The organism is Flavobacterium succinicans (assembly GCF_001662485.1).
Lineage (GTDB): Bacteria > Bacteroidota > Bacteroidia > Flavobacteriales > Flavobacteriaceae > Flavobacterium > Flavobacterium succinicans_A.
The window spans coordinates 90,320-108,193 of record NZ_JMTM01000065.1; the positions used below are offsets into that span (position 1 = coordinate 90,320).

Sequence of the window (17,874 nt, forward strand, 5' to 3'; positions counted from 1 at the left end):
GACATGAAAAAATTAAAAAAATATTAGGAATGTTAACAAATTATTATGAGTTTTGAAGCACTAATTCAAAACGTATAAATAATGAAACTAAAGTTCAACGGACTCTTAGTACTTTTAGTAGTACTAATGGCGCAATTAACCTTTGCGCAGGAAAGATCTGTTTCAGGAATTGTTTCTGACAATGCAGGATTGCCAATACCAGGCGTGAGTGTATTAGTTAAAGGAACCAAAGCTGGAACTCAAACTGATTTCGATGGTAAGTTTACCATTAAGGCTAGTCCAAGTCAAACACTTGTATTTAGCTATGTAGGAATGAAAAACGAAGAAGTCGTTGCAAAGTCTACAACTATCAATGTTAAAATGGGTAGCTCTGCAATGGAACTAGAAAGTGTGGTTGTAACAGCCCAAGGCATTAAAAGAGAGAAAAAAGCACTTGGTTATGCTACAAGTGAAATTAAAGCAGCAGATATCGAGCAAAGAGCCGAAGGAGATGTTGCTAGAGTGTTAAACGGAAAAGCTTCAGGAGTTATCATTAACCAAACAAGTGGTATTTCTGGATCTGGAACAAGCATTAACATTCGTGGCTTGAACTCTATTTCTGGAAACACACAACCTTTATTCATTGTAGATGGTGTTCCTTTTGCAAGTGACACTAACGCAAGTGGTAACTTTGCTGACGGAAACTCTGGATCAAGCCGTTTCTTGGATTTAGATCCAAACAACATTGCTAACGTAAACATCCTTAAAGGATACGCTGCAACAACACTATATGGTACAGCAGGTCGTAATGGAGTTATATTAATTACTACCAAAGGAGGAGCAAATAAAAAAGGTTCAAAAAAGAATGAAATCACTGTGAACCAGTCTTTATTCATGAATCAAATTGCCTCTTTACCAGACTATCAAAACAAATTTGGTAACGGTTTTGACCAAGCGTATGGAAACTTCTTCTCTAACTGGGGACCAGGATTCTACAAAGACGGCTTAGGAGGTTATGGAGCTAATGGTTCAGGTGTAGATGCAGACGGCACCATTGCACACCCTTACAATAGAGCTAACTTAGCTGCCGCTTTTCCAGAATATCAAGGCGTACGTATTCCTTATGCTCCCGCTAAAAACAATGTAAAAGATTTCTTTAGAATTGGAGCTGTAGTAAACACAAGTATTAATATTGCTGGTCAATCAGAAGATGGAAACACTTCTTATAACTTCAACTTTGGCAACTTGAGTGACGAAGGCTTTACCCCTGGCAACAAATTGCAAAGAACTTCTTTTAGTGTAGGAGGTCGATCTAAATTAAGCAATAAATTCACCATAAGCGGAACCATGAACTTTTCAAGAACTGATTTCTTGACACCACCTGTAGCAAGAAGTAATGGTTCAGGTGTTGCTGGAACTGGATTATCTGTCTTCGCAGATATTTTCTACACCCCACGTAACGTAGATTTACAAAATTGGCCTTACCAAAACCCTATTACTGGCGCTAACGTAAGTTATCGTTCTGCAAGTGATATTGTTAACCCGTATTGGACCTTAAATAATTCGTTTGTAAGACAAATGACTAATCGAACTTTTGGAACTACATCATTGAACTATGATTTAAATGACAACATTAAGTTAAGTTATAGACTTGGTTTTGATTTTTATAATGAGCGCAACGAAAGCGGAACAAACATCGGTGCACCTAGAGGGCCAGTATTAGGACAATACAGAACACTCGACAACAACAACTTAATTTGGGATCACAACTTTTTAGTACAAGGAAGCTACCAGTTAACTGACAAATTAGGATTGAACTTTCAAGCGGGAGCTACGTCTAGAAGTGTCTCCTATGACAGACAGGGTGTTAATAGTGTTGGTCAACAAGTGTTTAATGTATTTAGACATTATAATTTCGGAACCCAAAGCCCAATTCAATACACTGAAAAACAAAACATTACTGGTATTTATGGTCAAGCCGACTTAGAATATAACAAATATCTATATTTACAACTTTCTTCAAGAAAGGACTGGGTATCTAATACTTTCGAAAACTCGATTACCTACCCAGCAGCTTCGTTGTCATTCATACCTACAGAAGCATTCGAAGGAATAAAAAGCACTAATGGTCTAAATTACCTGAAATTAAGAGCTGGTTACGGTACCTCAGCTGGTTTTGCATCTTCTTACCCAGTATCAAACAATATCGACGGAAACGCTAGAGATTTTTCAGACATCAATGGCGTAGTAACTCCTGGGCAACAAACTTCTTCAAGATTAGGAAACCCTAACTTAAAACCTGAATTATTAAGTGAAATTGAATTCGGTTTTGAGTCTAAATTTTTAGATAATAGAGTGTCACTTAACGCATCCTACTTCAGAAGACAAACTAAAAACTTAATAACTGAAACTCCAATTGATCCAAGTACAGGTTACCTTACAACATTTACTAATATTGGAAGATTAGAAGGTAATGGAATTGAAGTTGATTTAGATGTTGATGTTATACGCAACGATGGGAATGGTTTCAATTGGAATATTGGTGCCAACTTCTTTAAAGGGGAAATGATTGTTAAAGATTTAGGAGATCTAGAAAGAGTAACTGTAGCAGGCTTTACTAACTTAGGAAATCAAGCTATTGAAGGAGAACAACTTGGAGTAATGGTTGGGTCTAGAGTTAAGAGAGATGCAAATGGAAATTTTGTAGTAAACAATGTAGGAGATTACGCAACTGAAGCAGGTCCATTTATCATTGGTAATCCAAATCCTGATTTCACATTAAACACTACAAACACATTTAGCTACAAAAACTTCAACTTAAATTTCTTGATTAGCTATGTAAGTGGCGGTGATATATATTCCCAAACATCCGCAGCTTTACTTGGTAGAGGTTTAACTACAGATACACAAGATCGTTTACAAACGTTCATTTTACCAGGAGTTAAAGAAGACGGAACACCTAACGACATCCAAATTAACAACTCTACGTACTACTTCAACAACGTAGCCTTTGGCCCTGATGAATTAAGCATATATGACGGTTCTGTTATTCGTTTAAATGAAATATCTTTAGGTTATAACTTACCTAAAAAGATTTTAGAAAAAACGCCTTTTGGAAGTATGAGCTTTACACTAGCTGGATACAATTTGTATTATAACGCCTTTAATACTCCAGATGGGGTAAATTTTGATCCAAATGTTATGGGTACAGGTGTTGGAAACGGTAGAGGTTTTGACTTCTTGAACGGACCTAGCGGTAAAAGATATGGTTTTAGCATAAAAGCTACATTCTAAAAATTAAAAACTATGAAAAAAATATTAAAATCTACAGGATTACTTATTGCAATGATAAGCATGGTAACCCTCTCATCTTGTGAGACTACAGACCTTGAACTTAGAGAAGACCCAAATGCTTTGTCTGTTAACGCAGCAAACCCAGACTTGCTTTTGAACAAAATCCAAACCCAATTTGCTAGCACAATACAAAGTTTTGGTACAGTAGGATCAGAAGTAAGCCGATTAAAGTGGATGTTTGGCCGTAATTACCAAGATGATGCGTATAGCGCAAGTACCTTCAATGGTGATTGGGAAGATTCTTATCAAGTTATTCTAAAGAATATTCAAGTTATGACTCCTCTTGCTGAATCGAAAGGATTAAAAAAACACATTGGTATGGCTCAAGTAATCGAGGCATATACTATTGTGACCTTGGTAGATTACTTTGGAGACATTCCATACAGTGAAGCTTTAAGCACTACTAATTTAACTCCAAAATTAGATGCAGGAAAAGATGTCTATGCCGCAGCTTTAGTATTATTAGACAAAGCCATCGTTAACTTTAAAGCTACCGCTCCAGCAAATCCAAAAGATTTTTATTATAATGGAAACTGGACTAGATGGGAAAAATTAGCGAACACAATTAAATTGAAAATATACTTGCAAACAAGATTAGTAGATGCAACCGCTATTAGTAAATTTAACGCCATAATTGCTTCCAACAACTTTATTGGTGCAGGAGAAGACTTTGAATTTCAATGGGGAACCAGTAATGCAAATCCTGATTCAAGACATCCTGAATACGTGAACAATTACACTCCTTCTGGAGTAGAAGCTGGATATCAATCCAATTGGTTGATGCAAGAAATGAAAAACGGTAAATCAGTTCGCGATCCACGTTTACGTTACTATTTTTACAGACAAGTTAACAATGTTCCCATAAGTGAACAAGACTTAAGATGTTCTGTTGAACCTGCACCAAATCATTACGTAGCTGGAAATTATGTGTATTGCCGTATCGATGCAGATCAAGGTTATTGGGGTAGAGATCATGGTAATGACGAAGGAATACCAAATGACAGAGCTAAAAGAACAGCATCAGGTTTATACCCAGCAGGCGGACGCTTTGATGATAATACGTTTAGAGCTATTAACGGCATAAGTTTTGGAGCATTAGGAGGCGGAATTACACCAATTATATTGGCTTCTACTGTAGATTTCTGGAGAGCAGAAGCAGCTTTATCACCAGGTGGTACAGGCGATGCGAAAGCGTTGATGTTGGCCGGAGTAAACAAATCTATTGCCAAAGTACAAGGTTTCATCTCAAGAGACAAAACAGCTATCACAAGTTTTGTTCCAACTCCAGCAGATGTAGATGCCTATATTGCCGCTGTAGATGCAAGATACACTGCAGCTCCTAATAAATTAGATGTAGTGATTACAGAGTTCTTCATTTCTCTTTTTGGAAACGGAACTGATGCTTACAATGCCTACAGAAGAACAGGATTACCAAGAATGATTCAACCTAATATCGAAGAAAAAGTTGATGGTTTTATTCGTTCTTTCTTATACCCAGCCTCTGTAACGGGTACTAATCCAAACATTAAACAAAAAGCAAAAGTAACACAACGTGTATTTTGGGATAACAATCCTGAAACAGGTTTCCCTTTTGGTAACTAAAAATAAATTATTATGAAAAAAATATTTAAATCATTAAGCGCATTATTACTCGCAGTTACATTGTTTTCATGTAGCGAAGGAGATAATCCAATTGACGCTGTTTTAAACGATGTGACTAGTGGAGCTGCTTTACGAACCGTAACAATTGGAAGCGCTAGCATTCCTTTAGGTGATGCTACAGGGAAATTCCAAGTAACTCTAGAAGTACAAGATGCTAAAAATGGTACCGATACAGAGAGAATAGATGTTTATGTTTCTTTTAGAGACAATTCCACTGCAAACGGTTCCAATCCTAAAGCAGAAGTTTTATTGAAAGCTATCCCATCTTCTGCTTTTGTTGCTGGAGCAAGAGAATTACCTTATGCAGATGTAACGGTTACAATTGCTGAACTTCAAACCAAATTAGGTTTAACCACAGCTCAATATACTGGTGCAGATCAGTTCGTAATCCGTGTGGCTCAAGTCTTAAAAGATGGACGAGTATTTACACGTGCTAATTCTAACTCAAACGTAGTTGGAGGAGCATATTTCTCCTCTCCATTCCAGTACAACGCTAACGTTGTATGCCCCATCACAGAAAGCTTAGTTGGAGTTCATACTTTTGTATCGACAAATATGAAAAAAGGTACTGCAGGTTCAGCTTGCGCGGGAACTACTAGTGGAACAGTAACTTTTGGTCCTACAGCTACTCCTGGCGTATACACCATTAGTGACATGTCATTTGGTCAATATGGGTATTGCTGGAGTGATCCAGCTGCTACATCTGCAACTGCAAGAGTAACTTGGTTTTGCAATAATTTAGTAGCTTCCGGAGCTGATTTTTATGGCGAAACATACACATTCACAATTAAATCAGCTGCAGGTAATAAAATTACCTTAGATTGGAAAAATTCTTATAATGATTCTGGTACTGCTGAAATCACAAGACAAGGTGGGGCTAACTGGCCAGCTATATTCGCTAAATAATATAAACTTGCCACTATTATAAAAACCACTCCAAAATTTTGGAGTGGTTTTTTTATATCCATAACAATTAAAACGAAAACTATCTAGTTCCACCTGCCCACCAAACTTTTTCCTTGTAAACGTAAGATCCGTCACCGAATGCTTCTCTTACATGTACATTTGCTGACACATCAGAATTACCATATCCAAAACGCTGTGGAAACAACTCCGGTCTAGCATTTACTAATGGAACCAAATCACCATCTCCCATAGCTGCTAAACGGCGGGTATCATTATAATCTTCAATACCTTCGTTTTCATAAAATGAGATATGTTTTTCTATCATTATTTTTTTCAATAATTTCCTACCTGCTAAAGTACCTATTGAAGCTATATAAGCATCTGCTTGAGCTGACGTAAAAGCAACTACTTGTTGTTTGGTATAAGCAGCTTTTATTGCTAAATTCAAAGTAGCTTTTGCTGCTGCCTCTTGACCTAATCTAGCCTGAGCTTCGGCTTTCAAGAATAATAATTCATGATACCCTTGAACATAAATTGGGTTTTTCGCATTCATAATTCCTGAAATAGAATACACATTTTGAGCTTCCATAGGGTTCAATAAGGAGTTATCCAAAGGATTTACAGCACCATTCTTTTTGGTAAAGAAAACTGCAGTTCTTGCATCCGCACTTCCGTTAGCAACCATTAAGTCATAAAAACTTTTAGCCACACATAAACCACCTCTATCCATTTCAAAACGAGCATAAGGATTGGTAATTCCACCGTTTACCAATTTAAATTCGTCAGTAGCATTAGTAAAAGAATTATCTACATAATCAATAACTGCCTGATAATTGGGTTTAACTAAGGACAGACGCATCGTATATCTTGCTAATAATCCATTAGCCGCTTTGATCCATTTTGAAGAATTACCACCATAAACTACATCTTGAGAACCTAAACTTGCATACGAAGATGTTTTTCCTAAATTCACAATACCCTCATTCAACATTTTGAAAACTTCTTGATAAATCATTTCTTGTTTATCCAATTTAGGTTGAAGATTTTGAATATTTAAAGCTTCACTATGGGGTACATCTCCAAAAAGATCTGTCAATAAAGCTAAATTATAAGCGTATAAAATTTGTGCCACACCTAAGGTTTGATAATTACCTTGCTCAGATCCTCCTGTACTACATTTTTCTAGAATTATTTTTAAAGAACGTAATTGTCTGTAACTCGTATTCCAAGCGTTATTATAGGTAGTAGACTTTTGTGGCTCACCATCTCTTGTTTGTGCTTTATACGTTTGATTATGATTTCCAGCATTTAACTCTGAATAAACACCCGCATAGAATGAGTTATCCGCCGCAGTAAGAGAAAACGCTGAAGCAACCATGACATCTGTAATAATTAATCTACTAGGAACATCTGTGGGTTCATTTGGATTTGTGTTGATATCATCTAATATATCTTCGGAACAAGACTGAAACAAAAACAGTCCCAAAAGAGTAAGCAATATGATTTTTATATTTTTCATCTGTTGTATTTTTTTAATTAAAAAGTAACGTTTAACCCAAAACCATAACTTTGAGCTTGCGGCATAGACCATTGTTCAAATCCTCCTGCCATATTGTTATTTCCTTGCGAAGCTTCTGGATCTAAATTTGGCATTTTCGACCATAATAAAATATTTCTTGCAAAAATTGAGGCCCTTACATCGATTCTCTCTTTAATCATTTTAGGGAAGACATAAGCAAAAGTAACTTCTCGTAACTTCACAAAACTAGCATCAAAAACAGCACTTTCAGTAATATCAGAAAGTCTTGAATTTAGTTGCTGAATACCGTTTGTACCTAAAGGAATATCATTTGCACTTCCATCTCCTTTAACTCCTGGGTAAATGTACCCCGCGGTTCTATCTGCAGTGGCAGCATCTACTCCGTAATATCTCATTAAACTATTTGAACCACTATACATTTTTCCACCATTTTTCCAATCGAAAGTAGCACCCAAAGACATTCTTTTGTAAGAAATTTGCGTAGATCCCCCTAGTGTGAACTTAGGAGCAACTTCCCCAATAGCTTTTTCCTCACCTATCATTGGCAACCCGTATTCATCTACCATTACATTGTTGTTCTCGTCTCGTTTGTAACTCGTTCCATAAATTACTGGAAAAGCATCTCCAACATTAGCTCTAATTTGAGGAGACACAAAACCTCCTAAAAAGATACTTTCAACTCCTGGTGCTAATTGATCTACGATTGAAACTACTTTTGAGAAATTTATATTAAAATCCCAATTAAAATCTTTTGTTTTTACTGGATTTACATTTAATACCAATTCATGTGCATCGGTATGAATTTTTCCACCATTGGTTACGTAAGAACTTGCACCAATTGATCCCGCTAATGGCACAGAGAAGATTTGATCTTTTACATTTTGTCTAGAATAGGTATAATCTATACCAATTCGGTTTTTAAAGAATCTCAAATCAAAACCAAACTCATAAGATTGTGTATTTTGAGGTTTTAAATTCGGATCATACAATACAGGATATGGAACAAAAGAACTCACATCTCCAATAGGATATTGAATAGGTGGATTTCCCCAAAATCCGCCACCATAACTTGGTGTTGCATAATAATCCATGAGATACCTACCAGCTTGACCTACTTCGGCAAATGAGGATCTAATTTTTGCATAAGATATAACAGGACTATTTTTTAAAGCTTCTAATTCAGTTAAAACAAAACCTAAAGACACTGAAGGGTAAAGAAAATCTCTATTCCCTCTTGGCATAGTAGACACAAAATCTTGACGAACAGTTGCTCCTAAAAACAACATATTTTTGTATGACAACTCACCATTACTAAAAAAACCAACCGTTCTCGTTTGGTTTCTTCTCTCTTCTGAAGTAACCTTTCTTGCATTGGCAATGGTTGCCCAACCACCAAAGTTAAATCCAGTTCCTAAATCATTATATGTTTTTCTGTTTTCATGATTAAATTCATTTCCTACTAATACATTAAACTTAAAATCATCATTTATATCCAAACTATAGTTAACCGTAAACAATGAGTTCAAAACATCAGTTGTAATCCCATAAAGATTAGCTTTACTTTGAGCACCAGTTAAATCGTGTTTATTACCAAACTCAAATATATCTCTATAATTGGTTGTGTAAGCATCCATACCCAATTGGTATCTGAACACTAACTTATGACGATCATCAAGACTAATTATAGGCGCATACTGAACATTTGCATTTCCAAAAAAACGATTGGTTTTTTCACTATTTTCATTGTGCTCTGCTGCCCAATAAGGATTATTAAAAGTATTTTTTCTAAAAAACACTTGATCATAAGGATTGGATGCTGAAGCAAAACCGTTTCCTTTAAGATCATAACTTCTTGGAGCACCATAAACCCCTACTAAAGATGCATCATTGGCGGAAGTACTTTTATCGATAGACGTTTGGACATAATTTAGAGAAAATCCTGTTTTCCATTCGTTGTTTAATTTTGTCTCCACCACCGCTTTCATATTATAACGGTTCAAACCTGTTTCCGGCATCATACCCTCTTGATTAGTAGCTCCGAAACCAAAAGAATAATTTGTCTTTTCTGTAGCCTGACTTACATTAAATGAATTATTTACAGTTACGCCAGTTTGAAAATAATCGTTGATATTGTTATGCGCTTTTGGAGCCACCCAAGGATCCAAACCTGCTTTTGCTCTTTGAGGCACATAATACATACCTGGCCTAAGGATTCCTCCATTTAAAGCATTGGAAACATTACCGCCATAAGTTGGATCATTGGGTAATTCGGAAATCTTTGGCCCCCAACTCGTAGATGCATAAGGATTAAACACGCCATTAGAACCTTGTGCATAAACATTTTGTGTGGATGGCTTTTTTGAGACCAATTCAAAACTAGTTGCATTTGAATAAGTATATACAGGTTTTCCGTCTTTGGCCATACCTTTTCCGCTTTTGGTTGTAATAAGAATTACCCCATTTGAAGCTCTAAGACCGTACAATGCAGAAGCAGCCTGACCTTTCAAGACAGAAATAGATTCAATGTCATTAGGGTCTATATCTACAGCCCTGTTTGCTGAATCCGAACCAGAAACACTATTACCCGTTGAATAATCTGCTTGAGAAGCCACAGGCATACCGTCAATTACATACAAAGGTGTATTATTACCGGTAAAAGAACGAGCCCCACGAATAACAATTTGTGATGATGCCCCTGGAGCTCCACTAGAAGGAGTAATTTGCACACCTGCAAGTTTACCTTGCAAAGCACCAGAAAGACTATTATTGCCCCCTTTGTTCAAATCAGCAGCTTTCAGTTCTTGCACAGCGTACCCTACAGCACGACTACTTTTTTTAACCCCCAAAGCCGTTACCACAACCGCTTCTAATTCATTTGGATTTTCAGCCATAGAAACATTCAACGATGTAGTGTTGCCAACCACAAGATTTACATCTTTCATTCCCATATATGAAAACACCAAAACATCACCTTGTTTCGCTTTTATAGAAAAAACTCCATCAAAATCAGTTTGAACACCTAAAGTAGTTCCTTTAACAAGTACATTTACTCCTGGTATCGGGCCTGAATTATCCGTAACTTTTCCTGTGATTATTTTCTCTTGTGCAAAACATAGTTGCAAAATAAACACTAATGAAAGTGTTGTAATCCATTTAAATTTAGATCTCATAATGATTATTTTGTATTAGTAAAAAAGCAAACATGCCACTAATTATTCAAAAACACAAAATGAGAAATTATCAAAACAGTTTAAGAAAACGTTGTAAAAAACAGTATTTACAAAATAAAATTTGTTAACATTTTATCATTTTCGCACTATTTTTATATTTTTAAAACATAGGTCAATTTTTAATCAAAAAATCAAAAAACATCTTCCAATAATTTTAACAGTGAAAAAATAAAATCCCCTCATGCATCAAAAATTTAAAGTTTAACTTAATTTAAAGTTTTATAACATTTTGTGAATACTATTAATACTACTAACAAAAAAGATAATCCGAAAAAAGAAAACAAAATTCCATACTACATTTCTTAATTTATTCTGAACAAAAAATATTATTATATGATCTATTAAACATTTAGAATAAAGAATCATTTTAACAAAAAACAGAATACGACATAGGCATTGCAATAATTCAACATTAAAATACTAATTTTGCAAGATGGAAAAAGAACATCAAATATTTGGGATAAGAGCCATCATCGAAGCGATTCAAGCGGGGGCAACAGTGGATAAAGTTTACATTCAAAAGGAAGCTAGTGGCGAATTAATGAAAGACTTAATGAAAGTCATGAAAAGAGAAAACATTAATTTCTCTTATGTTCCTGTTGAGAAACTCAACCGACTTACTCCAAATAATCACCAAGGTGCCGTGGCAACCATCTCTCCTATTTCATTTTTTGATTTAGAATCTTTGATTGAGACAGTTCTTGAAAACGGGAAGAATCCGTTATTCTTAGTGCTAGACGGAATTTCTGACGCTAGAAATTTTGGAGCCATCATCAGAACTGCTGAATGTACTGGTGTTAATGGAATAATCGTTCAAAAATCAGGTTCGGCACCAGTAAATGGAGATACCGTAAAAACATCGGCAGGAGCTGTTTTTAATATTCCGATTTGTAAAGTGGATCATATTAAAGATGCTATTTTCTTACTGCAGGCTAGCGGCATTAGCACGGTTGCGGCTACTGAGAAAACAGAGCAAAGTTTGTATGATGTAACGCTTTCTGGGCCTACTGCTATTGTAATGGGAGCAGAAGATCGAGGTATTAATCCATCGGTTTTAAAAATCATTGACGAGAAGGCAAAATTGCCTATGTTTGGAACCATTGGTTCATTAAACGTTTCAGTTGCTTGTGGCGCTTTTCTATATGAAGCTGTGAGACAGCGTAGCTAGATTGTAGAAGGCAGATAGTAGACTACGTAGTAAATAGAATCAAACATAAATAAATATCGAAAAGGAATCAAAACTCTTGTTTTGGTTCCTTTTTTTGTGTGGGAACACAATCGTAATGAATGGGTAAATTGGAAGTAAAATACGCCATTACAGGATCTATCTCCTCCTCTACCTCTGGCTTTGGTGGATTGACAAAGTTGCCATTCTCGTCAAAACGTTGCATAAATTTATCTTGCGATGGGTCATAATCTGGGCGTTCCCATTCGTATTTATAGATTTTTTGATACTCTTCGGCTTTGAAAATAATAGACAATAAAAATCCAGTGATAAAGCCCGCTAAATGACCTTCCCAAGAAATGGTATTATCTACTTCGGGGAAGACATACCAAATCAACCCACCATAAACCAAAACGACGGCTAAAGAAAGCGCTACCAATCGATAATATTGCGTTTGAATTCCTTTAAAGAATATAAAACTGACTAAAACATAAATGAGTCCACTAGCACCAATATGATAATTAGGACGACCAATAACCCAAGTAATACCACCAGATAAAACTATTCCGAAGCAAAGAACAGCTAGCGTTTGTTTAGGATAAAAATAAGACAGGGCAGTCAACAAAACGAGTAATGGCAGGGAATTATTATACAGATGCAATAAATCGGAATGGATGAAAGGACTGAAAAGAATGCCTTGCAATCCCGATAACGTTCTTGGTAAAATACCATTTTTATCAAAATCGAAATGGAAACGGATTTCTATCCAATAGACCATCCAAATAGTCAATAAAAAAAGGAGTGGCAATAAGACTACGCGATTACGAAATTGAAAATGGTTTTCTTCCATTGGATAAATGTACTATATTAGAAAATATTCAGCGTTTAAATAGTTAACATATAAGTCAAGTAAGTTTGTTAAATTAGCTTTTAAGACTGCTGGATAAAAGGAAATATAAGTTCCTACTCTTCCTTTAAAACAATCTAAAATACTTAAATGATCTACTATTTTCACTTTACTTATTTAATGTAAAACTAAAATGACTTATATGTTGTACATTTTTTATTAAGTACTGCATTTATAGCATTAAGCCTATAAACTTCATTAGTAATTCTCAAAAATACATCCAAAATAGCAGAAATGCTAAATTGTCATACCCAATGCGTCTTGGTAGGCTTAGCCCAGATGGGAATGGAAAGCCCGGAGTGCCGCGCTCTACTTTTTTCTTGGCAGAAAAGAGCGACCAAAGGAAGCTCCTTTTATGCCTAGAAAAAAAAGAGCGCGGTGCGAGGACTTGTAATGTACAGCTGGAATAGCTCCTGAAAACTATAAAAATGTTTATTTTTGCAAGATGGAAGCACCTTTAGCAGAACGTATTCGACCACAACAACTCACCGATTATATTAGCCAAACCCATTTGGTAGGCCCAAACGGCTCTTTAACGCAACAAATTAAGAACGGAATCATCCCCTCGCTCCTATTGTGGGGACCTCCTGGGACTGGCAAAACTACGCTGGCACAGATTATTGCACAGGAATCTAAACGCCCATTTTATGAATTGAGCGCCATCAATTCGGGGGTAAAGGACATTCGGGATGTGATTGAAAAAGCCAAGCAAAGTGGCGGTTTGTTTACAGCCAAAAATCCGATTTTGTTTATTGATGAGATTCATCGTTTTAGTAAATCGCAACAAGATTCGCTTTTGGCGGCGGTGGAAAAAGGATGGATTACTTTGATTGGTGCTACGACAGAAAATCCGAGTTTCGAGGTGATTCCCGCTTTGCTTTCTCGCTGTCAAGTGTATATTTTGAATGCTTTTACAAAACAGGATTTAGAATCTTTGCTGGAAAGAGCAATGAAAGCGGACTCCATTTTGGCCAGCAAAAAAATTGAATTACAAGAAACCGAAGCTTTGTTGCGATTATCTGGAGGTGATGGTAGAAAACTGCTTAATATATTTGAATTGGTGGTCAATGCCTCGGCCTCGGAACCAATAATTATTACCAATGAGCGAGTTTTGGAATTGGCGCAACAAAATACAGTGTTGTATGACAAGACGGGAGAACAGCATTATGACATTGTTTCCGCTTTTATAAAATCGATTCGAGGGAGTGATCCCAACGGGGCGGTATATTGGTTGGCTAGAATGATTGAAGGCGGAGAGGACGTTAAATTCATAGCCAGACGAATGTTGATTTTGGCAAGTGAAGACATTGGCAATGCTAATCCGACGGCATTTATTATGGCTAACAATACTTTTCAAGCAGTGGCCACGATTGGCTATCCTGAGAGCCGCATTATTTTGAGTCAGTGTGCGGTGTATTTGGCAACTTCTCCAAAAAGCAATACCTCGTATATGGCCATAGGCACCGCTCAACAAATCGTAAAACAAACCGGAGATTTGCCTGTACCCTTACACTTAAGAAATGCTCCAACAAAATTAATGAAAGAGTTGGGCTATGGCGAAGAATACAAATATTCGCACGATTACGCGAACAATTTTGCCGAACAAGAATTCCTTCCTGACGCACTGAGCAACACGCCTATTTATGTTCCCGGTAATAACTCAAGAGAAAACAGTATTCGAGAGTTTTTGAAAAATAGATGGAAGGAGAAGTATGGGTATTGATAAAAGGGTTTAAGGTTTAAGGTTTAAGGTTTAAGGTTTAAGGTTTAAGGTTTAAGGTTTAAAAAAACGAGAATACTTTGATAAATCAAAGCATTCTCGTTTTTTTTGTTCGGTTGGTATTCTAAGCTAACTAAAACTTAATAGCTATTTTTTCAGACATTAGCTGTTCATTTTTATAATATTCAAAATACCACTCGTTGTCTTTTAAAAGCAAAGCGCCTTGAACGCCGTCTCTAACAGCAGTGAAGTAATCGTTTTTGGAGGTTTTGTATAACTTCATAACAACTTTTGGAGTTGTATCTATTAATTGATAGCCATTGGCTGTAGGCTGCGCATAATAAACGGTAGTGTTCGCAGCTGCGTTAGCCGCTACTACAGTACTAACTGGCGTACTAACATTAGTTACCACTGGGACTGGAACAGGATTTGGAGTAGAAACTTGGCTTGCAGTTGATGTAACTGCCGGTATTGCGCCTGGAGTATATTTATAATTCATAGCATACAACGAATTAAAAGCTTCATTTAGCACCTCTGTGTAGGCTAATTGATAGTCTTTTTCTTTGGTATAGCCTGTAGTTGATTTAAATATTTCTTTTCCATTGCAATCTTTCAAGACAAAATACATCTTGGTAGCCAAAAATGCTTTTAAATTAATAACGTCAATATACAACAAACTGCATTTGTCGTAGGGATTAGGCTCTTCTGCATAAAAGGCTTCAAAACCAGCTTTAGTCAAATTAAACTTCGTTAGTGTAGAGACACGGTATTCATTTGTTTGTTTTTGAAAATCAAATTTCAAAGGAACAATAACCGCTCTAAAATCATTTAGCGATTGAGCAAATGAAAAACTGGTCAAAAGGGCGAAAAAGAATAAAAAACGTACTTTCATTATCATTATTTTTAAAGTAAAAAAACAGAGGAAAAAGCCTCTTTCTAATTGGTTTAAAGTTACAAGAAATTTTGTAACTCTAATAAATGTTTCACTTGTTTGATTTCGGGGTCTACGGGAACTTGATTTGGATTGAAAAATATAGCTGTTAAACCAGCATTTATAGCCCCATTTACATCTGCGTCGAGGCAATCACCAATCATTACACTCTGCTCCTTTTTGGTATTTGCCACTTCGAGTGCGTGCTCAAAAATAATAGGATTCGGTTTCTTAACTCCTGCCATTTCTGAATTTGTGATGGTTTTAAAATAAATTTCTAAATTAGAATTTCTAACTTTTTTATCTTGAACAGCAGCAAAACCGTTTGTAATGATGTGCAAAGTGTATTTCTTATGCAAGTATTCTAAAATATCGATAGTCCCTTCGAATAAAAAGTTATTTTCAGGCAATAACTCAATATAATCAATTGCCATTTGATGGATTGCTGCGTCAGAAATGGCATATCCTAAGGCATCAAATGACAATTTCAATCGATCATAACGCAATTGGTCATGCGAAATTTGATCTTTTTGATACAGTTTCCAACAGGCTTGGTTAATCGGGATATATTTTTCTATAAATGAGGTCGTATACACATCAGGATGATTTTTTTTGAAGATGGTATCAAAAGCCATTTCAGAATTTTTGTCAAAATCCCAAAGGGTATGATCTAAATCAAAAAAGACATCGGTAATATTTTTTAACAGCATAAAATTTATTTGAATATTCGTTTATCAAAAGGGAAATCAACTTGATCTATAATTTGAATTTGCTTAAAATCCTGATGAAACGGATTGATTAAGAAATTAAAATCTCCTTTAACCACAGCCGAAGGTACTTTGAGTATCGCAAAATCATTTTGTTGAATAAAGCGATCACCAATTACAGCGGTATGAAAAGAGGAAGGAAATACATTCCAATCCGATTGTAAATCAGTCATTTTAACTTCCAAAACCTCAATAGTATCAGGAATAGCAATGGTTAACATCACAAAATCACTTGGTAAAGTAGCTAAGGACAAATGCACTACCACTTCAGCCATAGCAAGCGCTCTACTTTCTGCCGTATAAATGATTTCTGTGCCTTTAGAATTCCATCTCGCACCGCACATTGAAGCGCCTTTTCCAGATAGTTCTATGGGATATTTCTTTCTAGCTAGTCGAAAAACTTCCATTACACAAAAATACCTTGGTCGATTTTTATCATTTCTTGCAAGACCATTTCTTTGCCGTAAGAATCTCGCAATAACTCAATTGGTTTTAGATTGCCTAAAGCATAAGAAGGAAGTGTTAGCCAGCTGTAAAACTGTTCTTCTGAATCGAAAATTGCTCTGCCAACGGTGGTGACTTCGGCCAGTTCTAATATTTTTTCGGATTGTAAAGGTTTAAAAACAAAACTATCCTTGGCGCGACTGCGTTGTAATGATTTTGTGGATATTCCTAAGAAAAGCGCCCAATCTTCTTCATTAAAAGGCGTTTGTTCTTGAATCAATTTGAAAAAATCATAGGGAATCCCTTCGCGAATGGCGTGAACAATTAGCATTTTATTCTTTAAAAAATCAGCATACGTCAATTTTTTATTCAACACTTTGTAGCCACTGCTTTGCTCCAATTTAGAAACAAAGGAACGCACCATTGCATTTATAGCTGTTTGAGAATTTAGTTTAATCGCTTCCATAAAAAGACATTTGTCTGCAAATATAAGACAAATGTCTGTAACAAAAACATTAGTTACAAAATTCCTTCATCAGCAAAGCTAAAATAACCATGCTCTGCAACAATTACATGGTCTAAAATTGGAATTTCCAATTGTTGCCCAGCATTTTTAATTCTTTTAGTTACTTGAATATCGGCTTCACTGGCTTGGAGTTTTCCTGACGGATGATTATGCGCCAAAACAATAGCTACAGCATTTTGCTCTAATGCTATTTTAAATACTAATCGCACATCGACAACAGTTCCTGTAATTCCTCCTTTGCTGAGCTGTGCTTTAAAAATTATCTTATTCGAATTATTGAGATAAACCACCCAAAATTCTTCATGGGGCAACTCCCCTATAATAGGATGCATTTCTTGATACACAACTTTACTAGAAGTTACTTTTACCAATTCGAGAGGGCTCTCTTCTTTTCTGCGTCGGCCTAATTCTAAAGCAGCTGCAATCGTAATGGCTTTGGCCTCGCCTATGCCTTTAAATTCCATTAATTGAGCTAAAGATTGTTTGCCTAAAGAAGACAAATTATTATTGACACTAGCTAAAATACGTTTACTCAGCGCCACTGCCGATTCATTTCTACTTCCTGAACCAATCAAAATGGCTACCAATTCGGCATCGCTTAAAGCACTTTTACCTTTGAGCATCATTTTTTCGCGAGGTTTGTCATCTTCAGACCAATGGGTAATGGGAAAATTAGTTGCTTCCAAATACTAAACAATTAAAATTGAACACTATACTAGTTTTGAAAAAACATCGTTTTATAA

Annotated in this window: 13 protein-coding genes; 5 read left to right on the forward strand and 8 right to left on the reverse strand. The window is 35.9% G+C overall.

Translation table 11 applies throughout. The features are described from left to right. The first annotated feature begins 81 nt into the window (after positions 1–81). From FLB_RS11950 to FLB_RS11960, 3 genes are read left to right on the forward strand one after another with little or no spacing between them, the layout of a single operon-like run. The gene (locus FLB_RS11950) at positions 82–3,273 is read left to right on the forward strand and encodes a SusC/RagA family TonB-linked outer membrane protein (protein ID WP_064716183.1); all 3,192 of its coding nucleotides are present in this window, start codon (positions 82–84) and stop codon (positions 3,271–3,273) included. 12 nt (positions 3,274–3,285) lie between these two features. Next, positions 3,286–4,935 (forward strand): SusD/RagB family nutrient-binding outer membrane lipoprotein, encoded by a 1,650-nt coding sequence (locus FLB_RS11955; RefSeq protein ID WP_064716184.1) that lies wholly within the window; start codon positions 3,286–3,288, stop codon positions 4,933–4,935. Positions 4,936–4,947: 12 nt separating this feature from the next. Continuing rightward, positions 4,948–5,901 carry a hypothetical protein gene (locus tag FLB_RS11960; RefSeq protein ID WP_064716185.1) on the forward strand — a complete coding sequence of 318 codons (954 nt, stop codon included), beginning with the start codon at positions 4,948–4,950 and terminating at the stop codon, positions 5,899–5,901. 79 nt (positions 5,902–5,980) lie between these two features. Here the strand turns inward: FLB_RS11960 and FLB_RS11965 are convergent, their stop codons facing one another. After that, the gene (locus FLB_RS11965) at positions 5,981–7,420 is read right to left on the reverse strand and encodes a SusD/RagB family nutrient-binding outer membrane lipoprotein (RefSeq protein ID WP_064716186.1); all 1,440 of its coding nucleotides are present in this window, start codon (positions 7,418–7,420) and stop codon (positions 5,981–5,983) included. A gap of 17 nt (positions 7,421–7,437) precedes the next feature. Next, on the reverse strand, positions 7,438–10,611 hold the full coding sequence (locus tag FLB_RS11970; protein WP_064716187.1) for a SusC/RagA family TonB-linked outer membrane protein: 3,174 nt from the start codon (positions 10,609–10,611) through the stop codon (positions 7,438–7,440). Positions 10,612–11,104: 493 nt separating this feature from the next. Here FLB_RS11970 and rlmB point away from each other — a divergent pair, with 493 nt between their 5' ends. Next, positions 11,105–11,839, forward strand: coding sequence for a 23S rRNA (guanosine(2251)-2'-O)-methyltransferase RlmB (rlmB, locus tag FLB_RS11975; RefSeq protein ID WP_064716188.1), 735 nt, complete (start codon positions 11,105–11,107; stop codon positions 11,837–11,839). Positions 11,840–11,906: 67 nt separating this feature from the next. Here the strand turns inward: rlmB and FLB_RS11980 are convergent, their stop codons facing one another. Continuing rightward, the gene (locus FLB_RS11980) at positions 11,907–12,686 is read right to left on the reverse strand and encodes a rhomboid family intramembrane serine protease (protein WP_064716189.1); all 780 of its coding nucleotides are present in this window, start codon (positions 12,684–12,686) and stop codon (positions 11,907–11,909) included. Positions 12,687–13,188: 502 nt separating this feature from the next. On the opposite strand from FLB_RS11980, the gene FLB_RS11985 reads away from it, so the two are divergent. Further along, entirely contained in the window at positions 13,189–14,466 is a 1,278-nt protein-coding gene (locus FLB_RS11985) for a replication-associated recombination protein A (protein WP_064716190.1), read from the forward strand. Positions 14,467–14,596: 130 nt separating this feature from the next. On the opposite strand, the gene FLB_RS11990 is transcribed toward FLB_RS11985, so the two are convergent. The 5 genes from FLB_RS11990 to radC are packed head-to-tail and all read right to left on the reverse strand — an operon-like array spanning position 14,597 to position 17,817. After that, positions 14,597–15,355, reverse strand: a complete 759-nt coding sequence (locus FLB_RS11990; protein ID WP_064716191.1) for a hypothetical protein — start codon at positions 15,353–15,355, stop codon at positions 14,597–14,599. Between the two features lie 59 nt (positions 15,356–15,414). Then, positions 15,415–16,104 carry a YjjG family noncanonical pyrimidine nucleotidase gene (locus tag FLB_RS11995; RefSeq protein WP_064716192.1) on the reverse strand — a complete coding sequence of 230 codons (690 nt, stop codon included), beginning with the start codon at positions 16,102–16,104 and terminating at the stop codon, positions 15,415–15,417. A 5-nt stretch (positions 16,105–16,109) separates the two neighbouring features. Next, entirely contained in the window at positions 16,110–16,568 is a 459-nt protein-coding gene (locus tag FLB_RS12000) for an RES family NAD+ phosphorylase (protein WP_064716193.1), read from the reverse strand. Further along, complete coding sequence (locus FLB_RS12005) at positions 16,568–17,071, reverse strand: antitoxin Xre-like helix-turn-helix domain-containing protein (protein WP_064716194.1); 504 nt, start codon at positions 17,069–17,071, stop codon at positions 16,568–16,570. The genes FLB_RS12000 and FLB_RS12005 overlap by 1 nt, the downstream gene beginning before the upstream one ends. Before the next feature lie 53 nt (positions 17,072–17,124). Then, complete coding sequence (gene radC, locus FLB_RS12010) at positions 17,125–17,817, reverse strand: RadC family protein (RefSeq protein WP_064716195.1); 693 nt, start codon at positions 17,815–17,817, stop codon at positions 17,125–17,127. Positions 17,818–17,874 lie beyond the last annotated feature (57 nt).